Here is a 15,435-nt window from a genome sequence, read left to right on the forward strand (position 1 = left end):
ATCACTCACTGGGCAAGTTATCCACAGTGCGCAACGGACATCTGACATCATGATTCCCAACCAGCTCAACACCTTCATTGCAGTTGTAAAAAACGGCAACTTTTCAGCGGCCGCTCGCAAGCTTGGCGTCTCTTCAGCCGCCGTCAGCAAGTCCGTTGCTCAGCTGGAGAAGTCGCTGGAGGCACGTTTGTTCCACCGCACGACCCATTCCCTGACCCTGACAGAGGATGGTCAGGAGCTGTACAAACGAACGGGTCACCTGATAGAACAATTGGAAGACCAGATTCGCCTGAGCACAGACAAGCAAAAGGCCCCGCACGGTCGCCTGAAGGTCAACCTGCCAGACAGCTTCGGGCGCATGGTGATCTTGCCCCAGATCCCGGCCTTTCTGGAGAAATACCCGGATATCGAGCTGGACCTGAGGTTTGATGACCGGGTTCGTGACCTGGTCAAGGAAGGCGTCGATGTCGGCATCGGCATTATGCCAAATCAGGAAAGCCTGCTGATTGCCCGCGAGTTTTACAAACTGCAGCCGGTACTGGTTGCCAGTTGTGAATACATTGAAAAGCATGGTGAACCTCAACAGCCTTCAGACCTCCATCAACACAATTGCATCGCCTACCGATCATCCACAACCGGCCGCAAAAAAACGTGGAATTTCAGGGAAAACGGACAAATCGTTCAGTTCGAGCCCAAAGGCAACCTGGTGGTGAACAACCTCTCAGCGGCCATGAAGGCGGTTCAGATGGGAGTCGGAATCTCCACTGTGGGTATTGAGCATGCCAATTCCTGCATTGAAAAAGGTTTTTTTCGCCGAGTAATGCGTGACTATGAAACCGACCCTATACAAGTAATGATTTACTACTCGTCTCGGAGTTATTTGCCCGCTAAAACCCGGGTATTTATTGATCACATGATGCAGCACGCAAACAATAATCATGAAATAGGGCTTGATGAAATCATTTACGAACTATAAATATATTAATTATGAATAAGATATACCCTGATGAAATTTCATTTTATCACGCCACCAGGGTATCCACTTACAGATTCATGCCAGAGCTAAGCTCATCCTGAGACTTCGTACAGATCTGTACAAAAAACATCTATAAATCCGTCAGTTACGCAAGCCTTTAGAGTACAAGCTGGAAAAGTTCCCTGGATTTGTTTCAACTTTTGGTTAAAGCCATTTCAAGCATGCACCACCTACAGCTCCAAGCCAGACCATTGATAGAATCCTCGCCACTATTTAGAGAATAGTTCTACTTCACTAAATGGCCTCACAATAAAAACTATTGCCATTGCTATTAATTCTGAAATGTTACGAGGCTATATATTATGTTTAAAAGCAACTCAAACGGTCTGAAAGGTAAAGTTCTGGCTTTCACTATTGCTACGGCTTCCCTGTCCAGCGCCCAGGCATTTGGTTCATCCATCGAGTCACCTGAATACGGCAACTCTGCCTGGAACTGGTGGGAAAACTCTGTTTCCACCGTAGTTGAATCCGATAATGATATTACTCAGGCAGAAGCACAGACTGCCCACCCGGAAACTCGCTCTTCCGAGTTTGGACATGTTGCCTGGAATACCTGGAACACCTGGACTTCCGGTGACTCATCCGACAATGTTAACGCCAAGAGTGACAACGGTTTCAAAGAACCAAGCCCCGAGTTTGGTCACGTTGCACCGGCTGGCTGGGAAAACAGCTAAGCTCAGCAAAACCTGAACTGTTAGTCTGTCAAAGGCCTCACGCCAGGGGCCTTTGACCCTTTTCCATCCTTTATTTGCTCAGTTTTACCTGTCCATCAGCTTTCGAGTCCAAATTTTCCCTGAGCCCGGATACGCATCATAACAACTGCTGTCGCTCACTTTACTGCCCGCCATACTTCCTTAATAGCCACTGCCAACACCTTCCCACTTCTATTGGTACATATTTTGCATTACACTCTCGTGCGATTTCGACACTTACCCGTGTTTGCAGATCGTATAAGCGGGATCCACAAGATCCTGCATTACTTCATGGCTTCAATTAGATCCGCCACAAGCGGAGGGAGTCGTCATCATGACGTATACACACCGTTGGCTATCCATTCTGGAAGGCTGCCTTCTGGTTGCTCTGGGCATTCATTTGCTAGACGCCTCTGATCTCTTGATCAGCGGTACTGCCGGCCTGGGTTTGTTGCTCCAGCAACTGACCGGACTGAGCTTTGCACAGCTGTTTTTCCTGCTTAACCTGCCCTTCTATATCCTGTCGCTGCGCTGTATGGGCTGGCATTTTACCCTGCGTACCTTTGTTGCAGTCTCAACGCTGACTCTGTTGTCAGAGCTGATGCAGCGCTGGTTTGACTTCAGCATCAGCGAACCGCTTCTGGCCGCCGTTATCGGTGGCATGCTGATCGGCTTTGGCCTGATTATCCTGTTTCGCCACCAGGCGTCACTGGGCGGCCTCAATATTCTATCGATCTATCTTGAACGGCGCTTCGGCATCCACGCCAGTAAAACGACACTGGCCGCCGATATCCTGATTGTGCTGGCCGCGTTTTGGCTGTTCGAGCCACTGCAGGTCGTCCTCTCACTGGCTGCGTTTCTGTCCATGGCCTCCGTGGTCGGACGTTACCACCGCCCCCCCTCCTGGGCTCAGGTCCATTCTTCATAATATTGTTCGTCAGAGCAGGGACGCTCTGACCATGCAGTACCGCCCTCACATAGGGCATTAACACCCTTTTTGCACCGCAATACAGCAAACCCTCAGCATTGACTGTGTTCCACATAGTTATGTTTCTTCACCAAGTTTGGTAAATTTCCAAGAGGAACTCAGGCTCTGATCCACTGTTTGAGCTAATAACTGCAATTGGCTGTGCTTCCCACCAAGGGGCGCTTGCCTGGCTGAGCCGACATATGCACCAACCGATCACCGCGTACCGCGCCAGTCTGCTGGACAGTCAGGGAGACCCCGCCGAAGTTGGGCTGGAACACAGCTGCCGCTATTTTGAAGATGGTCTGTTAGTGGTAGAGAATGGTCACATTCTCGCCATTGGCCCGGCCAGCGAGCTATTACCGACACTGACAGCTGACATTCCTGTGCACCACTTCAAGGATGCACTGATTACACCCGGGTTTATCGATACCCATATCCATTACCCGCAAACCGGGATCCTGGGCGCCTACGGCAACCAGCTTTTGGACTGGCTGGAAAACCATACTTTCCCGGCCGAGCAAGCCTTTGCCAGCCGCGAGCATGCTGATCAGGTTGCTGATGTATTCCTCCGCGAGCTGCTGCGTAATGGCACCACCACCGCGATGGTGTTCGGCACCGTTCATCCTGAATCGGTCAATGCCTTTTTCAACAAGGCAGAAGCGCTCAACCTGCGCATGATTGCCGGCAAGGTACTGATGGACCGCAATGCCCCCGCCACGCTCACCGACACACCGGAACAGGGATATCAGGACAGCAAGGCATTGATTGAGCGCTGGCACGGCAAGGGACGACTTCATTATGCCGTCACGCCGCGCTTTGCCCCCGCATGCAGCAGTGAGCAACTGGCCATGGCGGGACAATTACTGCGTGAGTTTGAAGGACTGTACCTGCAAACACACCTGGCGGAAAACACCCGCGAGATCGAATGGGTTAAAACCCTGTTTCCCGATCAGAACGGCTATCTGGATGTGTATGATCACCATGGACTGCTGGGCAAGCGCTCGGTGTTTGCCCACGGCCTCCACTTGTGTGACAACGAATGGAAGCGCCTGGCCGGGACGCAGTCGGCCATCGCATTCTGCCCCACATCGAACCTGTTTCTGGGCAGCGGATTGTTCAACCTGTCACAGGCAGAACAGCATCAGGTGTGCGTCGGCATGGGCACGGATGTCGGCGCAGGCACCAGCTTTTCCATGCTGCAAACACTGAATGAAGCCTACAAGGTGATGCAGCTTCAGGGCCAGCCGCTGCACCCGTTCAAATCCTTCTATCTCGCAACTCTGGGAGGTGCGCGTGCTCTGGAACTGGACCAGCAGATCGGTACGCTGGAACCAGGCAGTGAAGCAGACTTTGTGGTGCTGGATTACGCAGCAACCCCGCTGCTGGCGTATCGCATGCAACAGGCGCAGAGTCTGGAGGAGCGCCTGTTCGTGCTGATGACGCTGGGGGATGATCGTGCAGTGAAGGCAACCTTTGTGATGGGGGAAAGGGCTCATAGCCGAAACTAACTAAACCAAGTAAGCCCTGGAGAACGTCTCGCGGCTCCTGTTTATTTCTGGCCCAGAAGGAACAGAAGCATATCGGTATTTAACGCCCTGGATGCTGGCACTCACTGAACCTCAGCACCCAGGGGTGAGCCACTATTCAATGGGCGTTTTCGCTCTCCAGACTGCGCAGCCGGTTCAAGCAGATAATGCCCAGAATTGGCCCCGGCAGAAGCAGCCAGGACAGCCAATGCACGGGGATCACATCAATCATGGCACTCAGCAGCGCCACCGAAATCACGGAGAGCGTGAAGCCCAGGCAGTTCATCAGCGTCAAAGCGCTGCCCATCACCTCCAGCGGTGCAGTCTGCGCCGACAGACTGGACAGTTGGGGTGAGTCCGCCGATACGCTCACACCCCATACAAACCAGAACAGCATCACCAGCCAGAAGGGCAACTGGAATGCCAACGGCGACAGCAGGCAACAGAGCCCGGACAGAATCAACATGGTTTTCGCCACCGGCCCACTGCCGGTACGAAGCGAAATATTACCGCCCGCAATACAGCCTAGGCAGCCCGAGCCCAGAATCAGGAAACTGAGCAGGCCGATATTCAAATCCGCCTGTTGCTGCTGACTCCAGGCCTGCAACCAGATCGGCGCAAACGCCCAGACCGCATACAGCTCCCACATGTGACCAAAATAGCCACCGGCCGCCAAACGCCAGGGCCGGTGACGCAATGCCAGCACCAACGCATGCCAACGCAGGGGCGTACCACGATAAAGCGCCGGGCCGTCCGGAACCCCCAGCAGAATCAGCACGCCGGCAATCACGGAGGCGCCGCCAGCCGCCAGGATGACCAGCTGCCAGTTATTACCCAGCATGCCGGAAATCAGATGCGGTGCCGCACTGCCCAACACAAGCGCCCCGACCAGATAGCCAAGTGCACGCCCCAGTCCCTGTGGAAACCAGCTCGCCGCCAGCTTCATACCCACCGGGTAGATGCCGGCCAGTAGTACGCCACTGAAGAAACGCAGGGTCAGCAAGGTATCCAGACTATCAGCAAAGAGGACAAGGGCACCGCTCAACAGCGCACTGCCCCAGGCGCAGAGTACAAACAGAAGACGTGGCGATATCCGATCTGCCAAAGCAATCAAGGCAAACACCAGACATCCCAGAATAAATCCGATCTGCACCGAATTGGTCAGACTGGCCACCGCCGAAACCGGCAAGCCCCAGTCCGCCTGCAGCGCCGGCATGATCGCATTGCCGGCGAGCCAGTTCACCGTACCCAGAAACTGGGCAATCACCAGCAGGGGCAATATGTGCCACGGCCTGACCTGCTGCGCTTCTGCTGAGCACATTTTTATTGTTCCTTATATGGCAGGGGAAGTGCCCATCATGCTTCAGGAACAACGGGACTGCCATAGCAAGATGGTATTCCTTCCAAAGGGCAGCATCTCACTCGGACGGGTGCGCGGCAGTGACAGACAGCTACGGGCCTGTCACTCGATATTAAACGCCTGGATCATGCGGTCCCGCTCAGCCAGAGCCTGTTCAGATCGTTCAGGCGAAGCGGCTGCACAGCCGTTAATCAGACACTCGGCCAGCAGAATAAAACTGGTGAGCGAGTTGGAAATAAAGCTGCTCTCATGGGGTGCAAACAGGGCGACATTGGACAGTTCAACCAGCGGCGAGTCCAGCCCGTCGGTGATGGCAAGCACAGGCATGCCCTTCTCCCGCGCGACCTGTGCCACCTCGATAACGCCCTTGGAGTAAGGCGCACAGCTGGTCACAATGAGCAGATCCTGAGGGTCCAGTGATGCGATTGCTTCAGCCACCCCCAGATCATTGCTGCCCAGCAGATGCACATCCGACCGGATCATGCGCAGCCCATAGACAAGAAAGCTGGCCATGGCATGGAACTGGCGAATGCCATACACAGACACACGTTGAGTCTCATTGATCAGCGCAACCGCCTTGTCAAAACTGGCGCCGTCGAAATGCTGCATCAAATAGCCGATGTTGTCCTGATTGTCTCGACACAGTTGATGCGCCAACTGGTGGCTGGGCAACTCACTGTCGAGCGCGGTACGGGCATGGTCGGAGTAAAACGGGGCTGGAGTTGAGCCGCTCAGCAGTACCTGTTGCAAGGCACCAAAGTTGGGATAGCCCAGGCTGCGCGCCAGGCGGCTGATGGTGGAGGAGTTGACCTTCAGCTTGGCCGATAAAGACGTAATGGAAAGCAGGGCCGGATCGCGATCCATCTCCAGGATTTCCTGCATCGCCTTGCGCGCCTTGGGTCCCAGGCGAACCTGACTTCGTCCATGCGCAATCTCGAGCATCAGATCGCGCAGTTCTTGCATATTGGTGGGTGCTTCAGGTGTTGTCATCAGGAATGGCCGGGCACTATGCCTTTGAATACAGGTGGATCAGACAGATCAGAGCCGTAAATTGTCCAGCTTATCGTCTCCTTTGCAATTGTTATCACTGCCGTGGACAGGGTGTTTTCCCGATCAGGGTCATCCGGACATTCACGGTGTATGGGCAGCCCCTCACCGGAAGTGTCCCCCAATATATCCAGCGGGCTCTTCGTCCCTTGGCTCAACAGCTGTTCGCCCCTGACTTGTCGATCGCGGGAAGATTCGGTAATTGCCTGCGCCTGGATACCCGACTGCAGATGCAGGGCATGGTTGGCATGCACAGCCGCTGCCTTAATGTCCCGAATCGAGTGCTGCCCATTGCCAAACTCGATGCTGATCAGCCGCGGGTCACCCGCCTGGGCCAGCGTAAAGTGGAAACCGCCACAGCCCGAGTGCTGCTGAATCAAGGCCAGAGCTTCATCCAGCGTCTGAGCTTTCATCAACGCCCGCCCCAACACCATGCGTGGCAGTGTTGGCGCACATCCCTGCAGCCGCAGGTTATTCACCGCCTGTACCAGACCCGTTTCCGTGACGGCATAGGTGTGGCCTGGAATAGAACCCGGATAGCAAAACGAGGCAAAGCCTGGCCCCTCATTCGGAGTAACCTGTGCAATGAAGCAATGGCCCTTGAAGAACGGCAAACCGTCTTCGTTATGGGCAATCCTGTGCCTTCCCTCCTCAGCCAGCTGCACGGTCGTACACCCATCCGGCACCGACGCCAGCAGATCGCCTCGGCAGTTCCAGGCAAAGACCTGCTGCATCGGAAGCTCAAGCCCATATGCCAGACCTTCCAACTCCTGCCAGATATCCGGAAACTCAGTACGGACTGAGTGCTCCAACACCGCAAGGCGCGGCTGGTGAACATCGGAATTCACCTCTTCCCAGAGCGAGTCCCGCACCAGGAACGCCTGCACGGCATCACGCCCCAGGCGCCCCAGCTGACGCCCCATCGCTTCGGGGCTGCCAGATATTCTGTGCCAGCCGAGCTCATCATTGATCTGTTCAGACATGTTGCAGAAAATCCTTCAGACGGTCATTGGGAGGGTTATCGATGAGGGCTCGAGGTTCACCATCGACGGCAATCTTTCCGTGCTCCATAAAGATCAGCCGTGTCCCCACCTGCTTGGCAAACCCGATCTCATGCGTCACAACAATCATGGTCATCCCCTCCTCGGCCAACTGGCGCATCACGTTCAGCACCTCCTGCTTGAGCTCCGGGTCCAGCGCTGAAGTGGCTTCATCAAACAGCATTACCTTGGGCTTGATCGCCAATGCTCGGGCGATGGCAACACGCTGCTGCTGACCACCTGACAGCTCGGAAGGAAAATGCTTCGCCTTGTCCTCAAGCCCGACTTTTTTCAGCAGTTCCATCGCAACCCTGTCGGCTTCCTGACGATCCGCACCTCTGACTTTTTTCGGACCAAAGGCCACATTTTCCAGTGCGGTAAGCTGGGGGAAGAGGTTGAACTGCTGGAACACCATGCCCGCTTCCTGGCGGATCTCGCGCAGCTGTTTGGCACCGGAGGTGACACTGATGCCATCCACTACCAGGTCGCCGTCGGTGATCTGCTCCAGCCCATTGATACACCGCAGCAGCGTCGATTTGCCGGACCCCGATGGGCCGATCAGCACAACCACCTCCCCGGCATCGATACTCAAATCAACCTGGTCCAGAACTTTCAGCACACCGAAATGCTTTGAGGTCTTGTTGAACGTGATAATGCTCATAGAATCCTCATCCTCTTCTCGATAATGCGCAGCAGTAGGGTCAATGTTCCGGTCATCAGCAGGTAGATCACGGCAACGGCGGTCCAGATTTCCACCGCGCGAAAATTGGATGCCATGATCTCCTGGCCTGTTCGTGCCAGTTCACCCACACCGATCACTATGAACAGCGACGTATCCTTAAGACTGACTATGAACTGGTTACCCAAGGGGGGAATCAGGCGGCGAAATGCCAGCGGACCGGTAATGTAGAGCAGCACTTTCCAGTAGGGCAGCCCCATGGCCAGACCCGCTTCCGTCAGTCCTTTGGAGATCGACAGCAGTGCGCCTCGCACAATTTCAGCAATGTAGGCACCGGCATTCACAATGATGGCCAGTATGGCCGCTGACAGCGGGTCGATTCTGATATCGGCCAGAACCGGCAGGGCAAAGTAGAGAAACATCACCTGCACCACAATGGGCGTACCGCGAATCACCTCGATATAGACGAAGGCAACGGCATTCAGAAAGCGGCCGCCGTAGGCACGCATCAGGCCGGCCACCACGCCCAGAAACATGCCACCGATAAGGCCAACCACCGTGATATACAGCGTGGTTTTAGCGCCGGCAGCAAGCTCTGGCAAAAACGAAAAAATTACGGACCAATCTATTTCCACACTCATCACCTCTACAACAGGGATAGCAGGATGGGACTAGGCCCATCCATGTTTCAGGCCATCAATCAGCTGGACGGCTTGCCAAACCACTTGCTGTAGATTGCGTCATAGCGCCCATCGGCACGCATGTTCGCCAGGGCAGCATTGACCTTTTCCACCAGGTCGCTGCCTTTGGGGAAAGCAATGCCATACTGGTGGGCCATCATCTGAGTGCCAACCGCTTTTACCTGGCCGTTACCCGCCTTGGCGATGTAATAGAGCACATTGGGTGTATCGTGCATGGCGGCATCGGCGCGCCCTGTGCGCAGCTCCAGGTAGGCATTATCGATGTTGGGGAATTTACGCAGATCGGTGTCGGTGAAGTTTTCCTCGGCATAGTCTGACGCCGACGTGCCGGTTTTCACGGCCAGCGTTTTGCCAGCCAGATCCTCGGCACCTTTAATCGCACTATCGACCGGGACCATCAGCAGAAAACCGCTGTCGTAGTAACCGTCCGAGAAGTCGATAACTTTTTCACGCTCCGGCTTGATGGTGATCCCTGCCAGAGCAACATCGACCTGCCCGGTCTGCAAGGCGGGAATAATGCCGGCAAAGTCCATGGGCTGAAGCTTGTATTCGAGGCCAAGCTCGGTCGCGATGGCACTCCACATGTCGATATCAAAGCCGACATACTTGTCCCCTTCCTTGAATTCAAAGGGCACGAAGGCGGTATCCGTTGCGACAACCAGTTCATCAGCGGCCACTGCGGTTGCAGTCATGGAAAGGCCGAGTACAGCACTTGCGGCTAGCTTGAGCAGTGTTTTCATCTTCAGTTACCTTTTTTGTTTTGAACGTGAGTGTTCAGATTTTCATCAATGCGCACCCCGGTAGTGCAAATATAGTTGCTATAGCACAAAGATAAAGCAAAAATATTTGCATACTAACGGTACAGGCTGTTTGCTTGAGACTTTTTTACAACAACATCCCAAGCAGCATAAACCATGCCACTGTGCGTGAGGGGCAATGAGATGAGTAACTAATGACCCAGCCGCAAGGCCGGTCCACCCCCTCGGGACAACCGGCCAGGAACCTTCTTAGTGCGCCTGTAAGAGTCCAAGTAGCGCCTGCGCAGACACTTCGGATGACGCAGGGTTCTGACCTGTTACCAACACACCATCAGTCACCGCATGTGCCTGCCAATCCTCGGCACGCTCGTAATGACCACCGTGGCCTTTGAGCATGTCCTCTACCAAAAATGGCACTATATCAGTCAACTGCACGGCCGCTTCCTCCGAGTTACTGAAACCGGTCACCGCTTTCCCCTTTACCAGCGGCTGCCCCTGTTCATTGCGGGCGTGGCGCAACACCGCAGGCGCATGGCATACAGCCCCCACCGGTTTGCCGGCGGCATGGAACTGCTCAATCAAAGCGATGGAGTGGCTGTCCTCAGCCAAATCCCATAGAGGACCGTGGCCGCCGGGGTAGAAAATTGCATCAAACTCATCTGCCTTGACCTGAGCCAGCGGCAGCGTGTTGGCCAGTGCCTGTTGCGCCGCATCGTCTTTATTGAAACGCTCGGTAGCCGCCGTCTGCGCATCCGGCGCACTGCTGTTCGGATCTACCGGGGGCTGCCCACCCTTTGGCGATGCCAGCGTAAGATCCGCCCCAGCATCCAGGAAGGTATAATAAGGCGCTGCAAATTCCTCCAGCCAAAAACCGGTTTTGTGGCCGGTGTCGCCCATTTGGTCGTGCGATGTCAGCACCATCAGAATTTTCATTGCAAAGTATCTCCTCTTTGAAAACAGGTTTGGCTGCAAGCATGGCACAGGAATCCATAGCTTGCCTCAGGCCTGTCGTTTGCGTCAGTACCGGTTTACGTTGCTGTAGCTCAGGGCGTTCATCTACCCATCAAGATATCTGGCCAGAAACAGCAAAAGCGCCTGTGCGCATATCCTGGCCTTGCGTTATGAAATACCGCATGCTCACACTGACGCCAGGTTCAACTGGATCCAGAGGATCTGCTTTGCACGTATTAATAGAGGTTGAATTTTCCCAGACCTATAGCACTGTAAAACATCTGACGCTTACCATGCTGCACACAAGCCGCTCCACCTCAGCCCACCCAGCACTCAGGCAGGCGTTACTGGATACCGTATTTTTTGATTTTCCGGTGCAACGTCGACCGGCTCATACCCAGTGCCGTTGCGGCACGTGAAACGACCCAGCGGTTTTCTTCCAGAGCAGACAGAATCCGATTACGCTCTTGGTCATTTTCCATGCCAGCCACGACAGGTTGAGGCATCCGGGGATGAAAGACAGGTTCATGTGATGATTGTGAGCAAGCTGTTTTGGCTTCCCACTGCATCAATTCTTCAGGCAAATCTTCAATCCGAATGACGTTGCTGTCGCACATACAAAGCGCGAACTCCAAAACACTTTTCAGTTGCCGTATGTTACCCGGCCAGGTGTATTGGGCCAGCACATCAAATGCCTGGGCATCCAGTTCAATAGCCTTATCACTCAACTCTGCAACCAGCTGACGAATCAGCGCCGTTTTATCCGCACGTTGCCGAAGTCCGGGCAGCTCCAGAGCCACACCGCTAATGCGGTAGAACAGGTCTTCCCGGAACTGTCCTTCCTGAACCAGCTGTCTCAAATCACGGTGGGTGGCACTGATAACATGGAGATCAAGCGGCACCGACTGTACCTCACCAAGCGGCGTAATTTCACCTTCCGCCAGGACGCGCAGTAGCCGCGCTTGAAGTGCCAGAGGCATATCACCGATTTCATCCAGAAAAAGGGTTCCGCCGCTACTGGCCTGAACCTTACCGACTTTCCCGCTCTTCAGTGCACCCGTAAACGTACCGGCGCTGTAGCCAAAGAGTTCACTTTCAATCAGCGATTCCGGAATTGCGGCACAATTCAGCGTCACAAACGGCTTGTCTCGGCGGTTACTGCTTTCATGCAGTGCCTTGGCCCATACTTCTTTGCCTGTGCCTGTTTCACCGTGCAGAAGAATGTTGATATTCCGGTTAATGACGCGCCTGGATATGTGGGCGTTGCGCATCAGGCGCTGGTCACTGCCCGCAAGACGATCGAGCAAAGACTTACTTTCATGCTCAGCTTCAGGCGTGCGCACAGGCACTGATGAGTCCTGCGTTTTGACCACCTGCGGCGCTGTCGGCACCAGCCAGAGTGGCGCCATTGACCCACCGGCCCATTCCAGTTCATTGGGCTTAAGCAAAGCCCTGTCCAGGGCGATGCCTGCAAGCGAATACAGGTTCTGCCCCACAAGCAACGCACGCTCAGCCGCTCCGAGCAGCATCAGAGCCTGCGTCGTTGCGCCAATCAAACTACCGCTATCGTTACAGGCAAGAAGCGCCGTGCAATGTTCGCTGGATACCTGTGAGTGGTTTGCCACAGCAAAGACATGTACAGCACGAAAGCTGTACCTGAACATCGCTGCTTCTATCTGATCGGCGGAATCACAGACCAGGTTTTGTGCCAGGCCAACCAGCGTCCGGTTCTCCTGGGCGAAAGTGGAAATATCCAATGCGCCGATCATATCGCCATGGGGCGAGATCAGTGGCGCGGTTGAACAGCTGAAATTCCTCAGCTCGCGACCAAAATGCTCAGCAGCGTGAACGGTCAGGGCTTCACCTGTTGCCAGGCAGGTCCCGACGCCATTGGTCCCGACCAGATTCTCGGTCCACACAGTACCAACACTCAGCTCTTTCTCTGCCAACTCACGCCCCTGCTGGGGGTCAATATACTGACGCAGCACGACACCCTGGCTGTTTGTAACCAGTACACAATAGCCGTTACCACCACCAAAGCGACTCAGACGCTGAAATACCGGTTCGGCTGCATGTAGCAGACTATCCAGCTCATGCCGGTGCTGCTTCACTTCGGCATCAGTCAAGCGAGGAGGCAGCAGGTCCCGTCCAGGCTCAAGACGATACTGGTCAATGCACCGCGCCCATGAACCTCTAATGGCTGGCGGTGAGGCACTCCCCACTCCCTGATGATGCATTAATTGCGAATGGCTGCTGTTGTCTGTACCCATGATGGCCTTTGGGGACTTGCCCCTGATCTTGTTATTTCCCTCCATCATAGAGTGCTATTTCAGCGAGTGTCTACCCGCCGTCATATCTGTGTCATCAAGCACGACACTTTCGCTCAATCTGTCGCAGGCACCTGCGACACTCTGTAGCAAACAATGCGCTACAAGACAAAAACTCCTTATTTTTCAGCGCTTTAAAAACTGGCACGTGACTTGTATTACCTGACAGCAGAAAAGACAGAGGGCTGCCCCTGTCAGTATCAGGCCGAAACAACAGAAGAATAAGGAGAGGTTTCGATGAAGCCGAGCCGAGAACAGAAAGTCTGGATGTATGAGCACATGCTAACCAGTCGCTACTTTGAAGAGTGCATCGAGAAAATATACATGGAAGGCAAGTCACCCGCCTTCAATATGGCCAAAGGCCCCATTCCGGGCGAAATGCACCTGTCCAATGGCCAGGAGCCCTGCGCTGTAGGCGTCTGTGCCCACCTGAAGCCTGAGGACATCGTCACATCCACCCACCGTCCACACCATGTGGCAATCGCCAAAGGGGTGGACCTTGATCGAATGACCGCTGAGATCTTTGGCAAAAAAAGCGGGCTCAGTGGTGGCCGTGGCGGGCACATGCACATCTTCGACCCTACCGTGAACTTTTCCTGTTCCGGCATTATTGCTCAGGGTATGGGGCCAGCCGTAGGGGCTGCCTTGTCACGAAAACTGCAGGGGCTTGAAGGCGTTGCCGTCGCGTATATCGGTGAGGGGGCAGCCAACCAGGGCGCGTTTCATGAAACCCTGAACCTGGCAGCGGTGTGGAAGCTTCCGGTTATTTTTATCATTGAAGACAACGCCTGGGGGATTTCAGTCTCCAAGCAAACCTCAACGGCCATCGAGCGTAATGACCGCCGCGCCGCCGCCTACAACATGCCCGGTCACTACATTCCCGGTAATAACCCACTGAGCATCTTCGAGGTCGCTGGCGAAGCTATCAACCGTGCCCGCCTTGGCGAAGGCCCCTCCCTTATTGAGATTGAAACCGCACGTCTTGCCGGTCATTTCATGGGCGATGCCGAAGGCTACCGACCAGAAGGCGAGAAGGAAGCCCTGTTTCAGCGCGACCCGATCCCCGCCATGAAGCAACACCTTGAAGAAGTTGAAAGCTGGTCTGATGCCGAAGAAGCAGCCCTGCAATCCAGCACGCAAGCAAGAGTCGATGCCGCCATTCGCTTCGCCCGAGAAAGTGCCTACCCGGCACCGGAAGAGGCGATGGAAAAAGTATTCGTCTGACTGTTAAGACCGGCAAGAGGATAACAATAATGAGCCAATCCGAAAGTATGCAAGCCGCCGTCTGGCATGGTCGCCGTGACATCCGTCTGGAACAGGTTCCCCGCCCGGATGCCCCTGCACCTGACTGGGTGCAAATCAAGGTTCACTGGTGCGGTATCTGTGGATCAGATTTGCACGAATATCTGGCAGGCCCAGTATTCATTCCCGTTGATCAACCTCACCCGTTAACCGGTATTCAGGGCCAATGCATTCTGGGACACGAGTTCAGCGGCGAAATCGTTGCCCTGGGCGAAGGGGTCGAAGGCTTTTCCGTTGGAGACAGCGTCGCAGCCGATGCCTGCCAGCATTGTGGCAAATGTCCCTCCTGCAAGCGCGGCCAATACAACCTGTGTGAGCAATTGGCATTTACAGGGCTGATGAACAACGGCGCCTTTGCCGAGTTCGTCAACGTGCCTGCCAACCTGCTCTACCGCCTGCCTTCCGACTTCCCCACTGAGGCCGGCGCCTTGATCGAACCTCTTGCGGTCGGCATGCATGCCGTGAAGCAGGCGGGATCTCTGCTGGGGCAAACGGTTGTGGTGGTCGGCGCGGGAACAATCGGCCTGTGCACCATCATGTGTGCCAAGGCAGCAGGTGCGGCGGATGTCATCGCACTGGAAGTGTCCAGCGCACGCAAATCCAAGGCACTTGAGGTGGGCGCCAGCAAGGTTATCGATCCTCGCGCCTCCGATGCCTTGCAAGAGCTACAGGCATACACCGGGCAGTTGGGGGCCGATGTCGTCTTCGAATGCATTGGTCACAAAGACACCGTACAGCAATCCATCGACCTGCTTCGCAAAGGCGGAAAAGCGGTGCTTGTCGGCGTCTTCGAAGAGCCCAGCTCGTTCAATTTCTTTGACCTGGTCGCAACGGAAAAACAGGTCGTGGGCTCTCTGGCCTACAACGGAGAGTTTGCCGACGTGATCGCCATGATCAGTGATGGTCGCTTGAATGTGGAGCCACTTATCAGCGGGCGTATCCATATCAACGACATCCTTGCGCAGGGGTTTGACGAACTGGTCAACAACAAGGACCAGAACGTGAAGATCATTGTCACGCCCGTCGCACCTCACTGATTCATCTAC

At 54.9% G+C, this 15,435-nt stretch carries 14 protein-coding genes; 6 read left to right on the plus strand and 8 right to left on the minus strand.

From position 1 onward, the window contains the following. The first annotated feature begins 49 nt into the window (after positions 1 to 49). The 4 genes from O3C79_RS16710 (at position 50) to guaD (ending at position 4,206) form a co-directional block, all read left to right on the plus strand. Positions 50 to 976, plus strand: coding sequence for a LysR family transcriptional regulator (locus O3C79_RS16710; protein WP_494384021.1), 927 nt, complete (start codon positions 50 to 52; stop codon positions 974 to 976). Positions 977 to 1,338: 362 nt separating this feature from the next. Further along, on the plus strand, positions 1,339 to 1,710 hold the full coding sequence (locus O3C79_RS16715) for a hypothetical protein (protein ID WP_494384022.1): 372 nt from the start codon (positions 1,339 to 1,341) through the stop codon (positions 1,708 to 1,710). 352 nt (positions 1,711 to 2,062) lie between these two features. Next, complete coding sequence (locus tag O3C79_RS16720) at positions 2,063 to 2,656, plus strand: YitT family protein (protein WP_010322092.1); 594 nt, start codon at positions 2,063 to 2,065, stop codon at positions 2,654 to 2,656. A gap of 242 nt (positions 2,657 to 2,898) precedes the next feature. Then, entirely contained in the window at positions 2,899 to 4,206 is a 1,308-nt protein-coding gene (gene guaD / locus O3C79_RS16725) for a guanine deaminase (protein WP_494384023.1), read from the plus strand. Between the two features lie 136 nt (positions 4,207 to 4,342). On the opposite strand, the gene O3C79_RS16730 is transcribed toward guaD, so the two are convergent. From O3C79_RS16730 to O3C79_RS16765, 8 genes are all read right to left on the minus strand, one after another. After that, positions 4,343 to 5,545, minus strand: a complete 1,203-nt coding sequence (locus O3C79_RS16730) for an MFS transporter (RefSeq protein WP_494384024.1) — start codon at positions 5,543 to 5,545, stop codon at positions 4,343 to 4,345. Between the two features lie 141 nt (positions 5,546 to 5,686). Continuing rightward, the gene (locus O3C79_RS16735) at positions 5,687 to 6,574 is read right to left on the minus strand and encodes a MurR/RpiR family transcriptional regulator (protein ID WP_494384025.1); all 888 of its coding nucleotides are present in this window, start codon (positions 6,572 to 6,574) and stop codon (positions 5,687 to 5,689) included. Further along, positions 6,574 to 7,614 (minus strand): C45 family autoproteolytic acyltransferase/hydrolase, encoded by a 1,041-nt coding sequence (locus O3C79_RS16740; protein ID WP_494384026.1) that lies wholly within the window; start codon positions 7,612 to 7,614, stop codon positions 6,574 to 6,576. The genes O3C79_RS16735 and O3C79_RS16740 overlap by 1 nt, the downstream gene beginning before the upstream one ends. After that, positions 7,607 to 8,332, minus strand: coding sequence for a glutamine ABC transporter ATP-binding protein GlnQ (gene glnQ / locus O3C79_RS16745; protein ID WP_494384027.1), 726 nt, complete (start codon positions 8,330 to 8,332; stop codon positions 7,607 to 7,609). Before glnQ ends, O3C79_RS16740 begins: the two co-directional genes overlap by 8 nt. After that, positions 8,329 to 8,985, minus strand: coding sequence for a glutamine ABC transporter permease GlnP (gene glnP / locus O3C79_RS16750; RefSeq protein WP_010322086.1), 657 nt, complete (start codon positions 8,983 to 8,985; stop codon positions 8,329 to 8,331). The genes glnQ and glnP overlap by 4 nt, the downstream gene beginning before the upstream one ends. Positions 8,986 to 9,050: 65 nt before the next feature. Continuing rightward, on the minus strand, positions 9,051 to 9,791 hold the full coding sequence (gene glnH, locus O3C79_RS16755; protein WP_494384028.1) for a glutamine ABC transporter substrate-binding protein GlnH: 741 nt from the start codon (positions 9,789 to 9,791) through the stop codon (positions 9,051 to 9,053). Positions 9,792 to 10,058: 267 nt separating this feature from the next. Continuing rightward, positions 10,059 to 10,742, minus strand: coding sequence for a type 1 glutamine amidotransferase domain-containing protein (locus tag O3C79_RS16760; RefSeq protein ID WP_494384029.1), 684 nt, complete (start codon positions 10,740 to 10,742; stop codon positions 10,059 to 10,061). Positions 10,743 to 11,104: 362 nt separating this feature from the next. Beyond that, positions 11,105 to 12,886, minus strand: coding sequence for a sigma-54-dependent Fis family transcriptional regulator (locus O3C79_RS16765; protein WP_494384030.1), 1,782 nt, complete (start codon positions 12,884 to 12,886; stop codon positions 11,105 to 11,107). Positions 12,887 to 13,324: 438 nt separating this feature from the next. Between O3C79_RS16765 and O3C79_RS16770 the strand changes: the two genes are divergently transcribed. Then, positions 13,325 to 14,311: a thiamine pyrophosphate-dependent dehydrogenase E1 component subunit alpha gene (locus O3C79_RS16770; protein WP_494384031.1), complete on the plus strand. Its 987-nt coding sequence runs from the start codon at positions 13,325 to 13,327 to the stop codon at positions 14,309 to 14,311. Positions 14,312 to 14,340: 29 nt separating this feature from the next. Then, positions 14,341 to 15,426, plus strand: a complete 1,086-nt coding sequence (locus O3C79_RS16775; RefSeq protein ID WP_494384032.1) for a 2,3-butanediol dehydrogenase — start codon at positions 14,341 to 14,343, stop codon at positions 15,424 to 15,426. Positions 15,427 to 15,435 lie beyond the last annotated feature (9 nt).

This window comes from Marinobacterium sp. NO-S09, from assembly GCF_059179545.1.

Bases quoted from the DNA above. Each gene is read 5' to 3' on its own strand.
- O3C79_RS16720 (WP_010322092.1), top strand. From the start codon at position 2,063: ATGACGTATACACACCGTTGGCTATCCATTCTGGAAGGCTGCCTTCTG.
- glnQ (WP_494384027.1), bottom strand. From the start codon at position 8,332: ATGAGCATTATCACGTTCAACAAGACCTCAAAGCATTTCGGTGTGCTG.
- O3C79_RS16730 (WP_494384024.1), bottom strand. From the start codon at position 5,545: ATGTGCTCAGCAGAAGCGCAGCAGGTCAGGCCGTGGCACATATTGCCC.
- O3C79_RS16775 (WP_494384032.1), top strand. From the start codon at position 14,341: ATGAGCCAATCCGAAAGTATGCAAGCCGCCGTCTGGCATGGTCGCCGT.
- O3C79_RS16760 (WP_494384029.1), bottom strand. From the start codon at position 10,742: ATGAAAATTCTGATGGTGCTGACATCGCACGACCAAATGGGCGACACC.
- O3C79_RS16735 (WP_494384025.1), bottom strand. From the start codon at position 6,574: ATGACAACACCTGAAGCACCCACCAATATGCAAGAACTGCGCGATCTG.
- O3C79_RS16770 (WP_494384031.1), top strand. From the start codon at position 13,325: ATGAAGCCGAGCCGAGAACAGAAAGTCTGGATGTATGAGCACATGCTA.
- glnH (WP_494384028.1), bottom strand. From the start codon at position 9,791: ATGAAAACACTGCTCAAGCTAGCCGCAAGTGCTGTACTCGGCCTTTCC.
- guaD (WP_494384023.1), top strand. From the start codon at position 2,899: ATGCACCAACCGATCACCGCGTACCGCGCCAGTCTGCTGGACAGTCAG.
- O3C79_RS16710 (WP_494384021.1), top strand. From the start codon at position 50: ATGATTCCCAACCAGCTCAACACCTTCATTGCAGTTGTAAAAAACGGC.
- O3C79_RS16715 (WP_494384022.1), top strand. From the start codon at position 1,339: ATGTTTAAAAGCAACTCAAACGGTCTGAAAGGTAAAGTTCTGGCTTTC.
- O3C79_RS16740 (WP_494384026.1), bottom strand. From the start codon at position 7,614: ATGTCTGAACAGATCAATGATGAGCTCGGCTGGCACAGAATATCTGGC.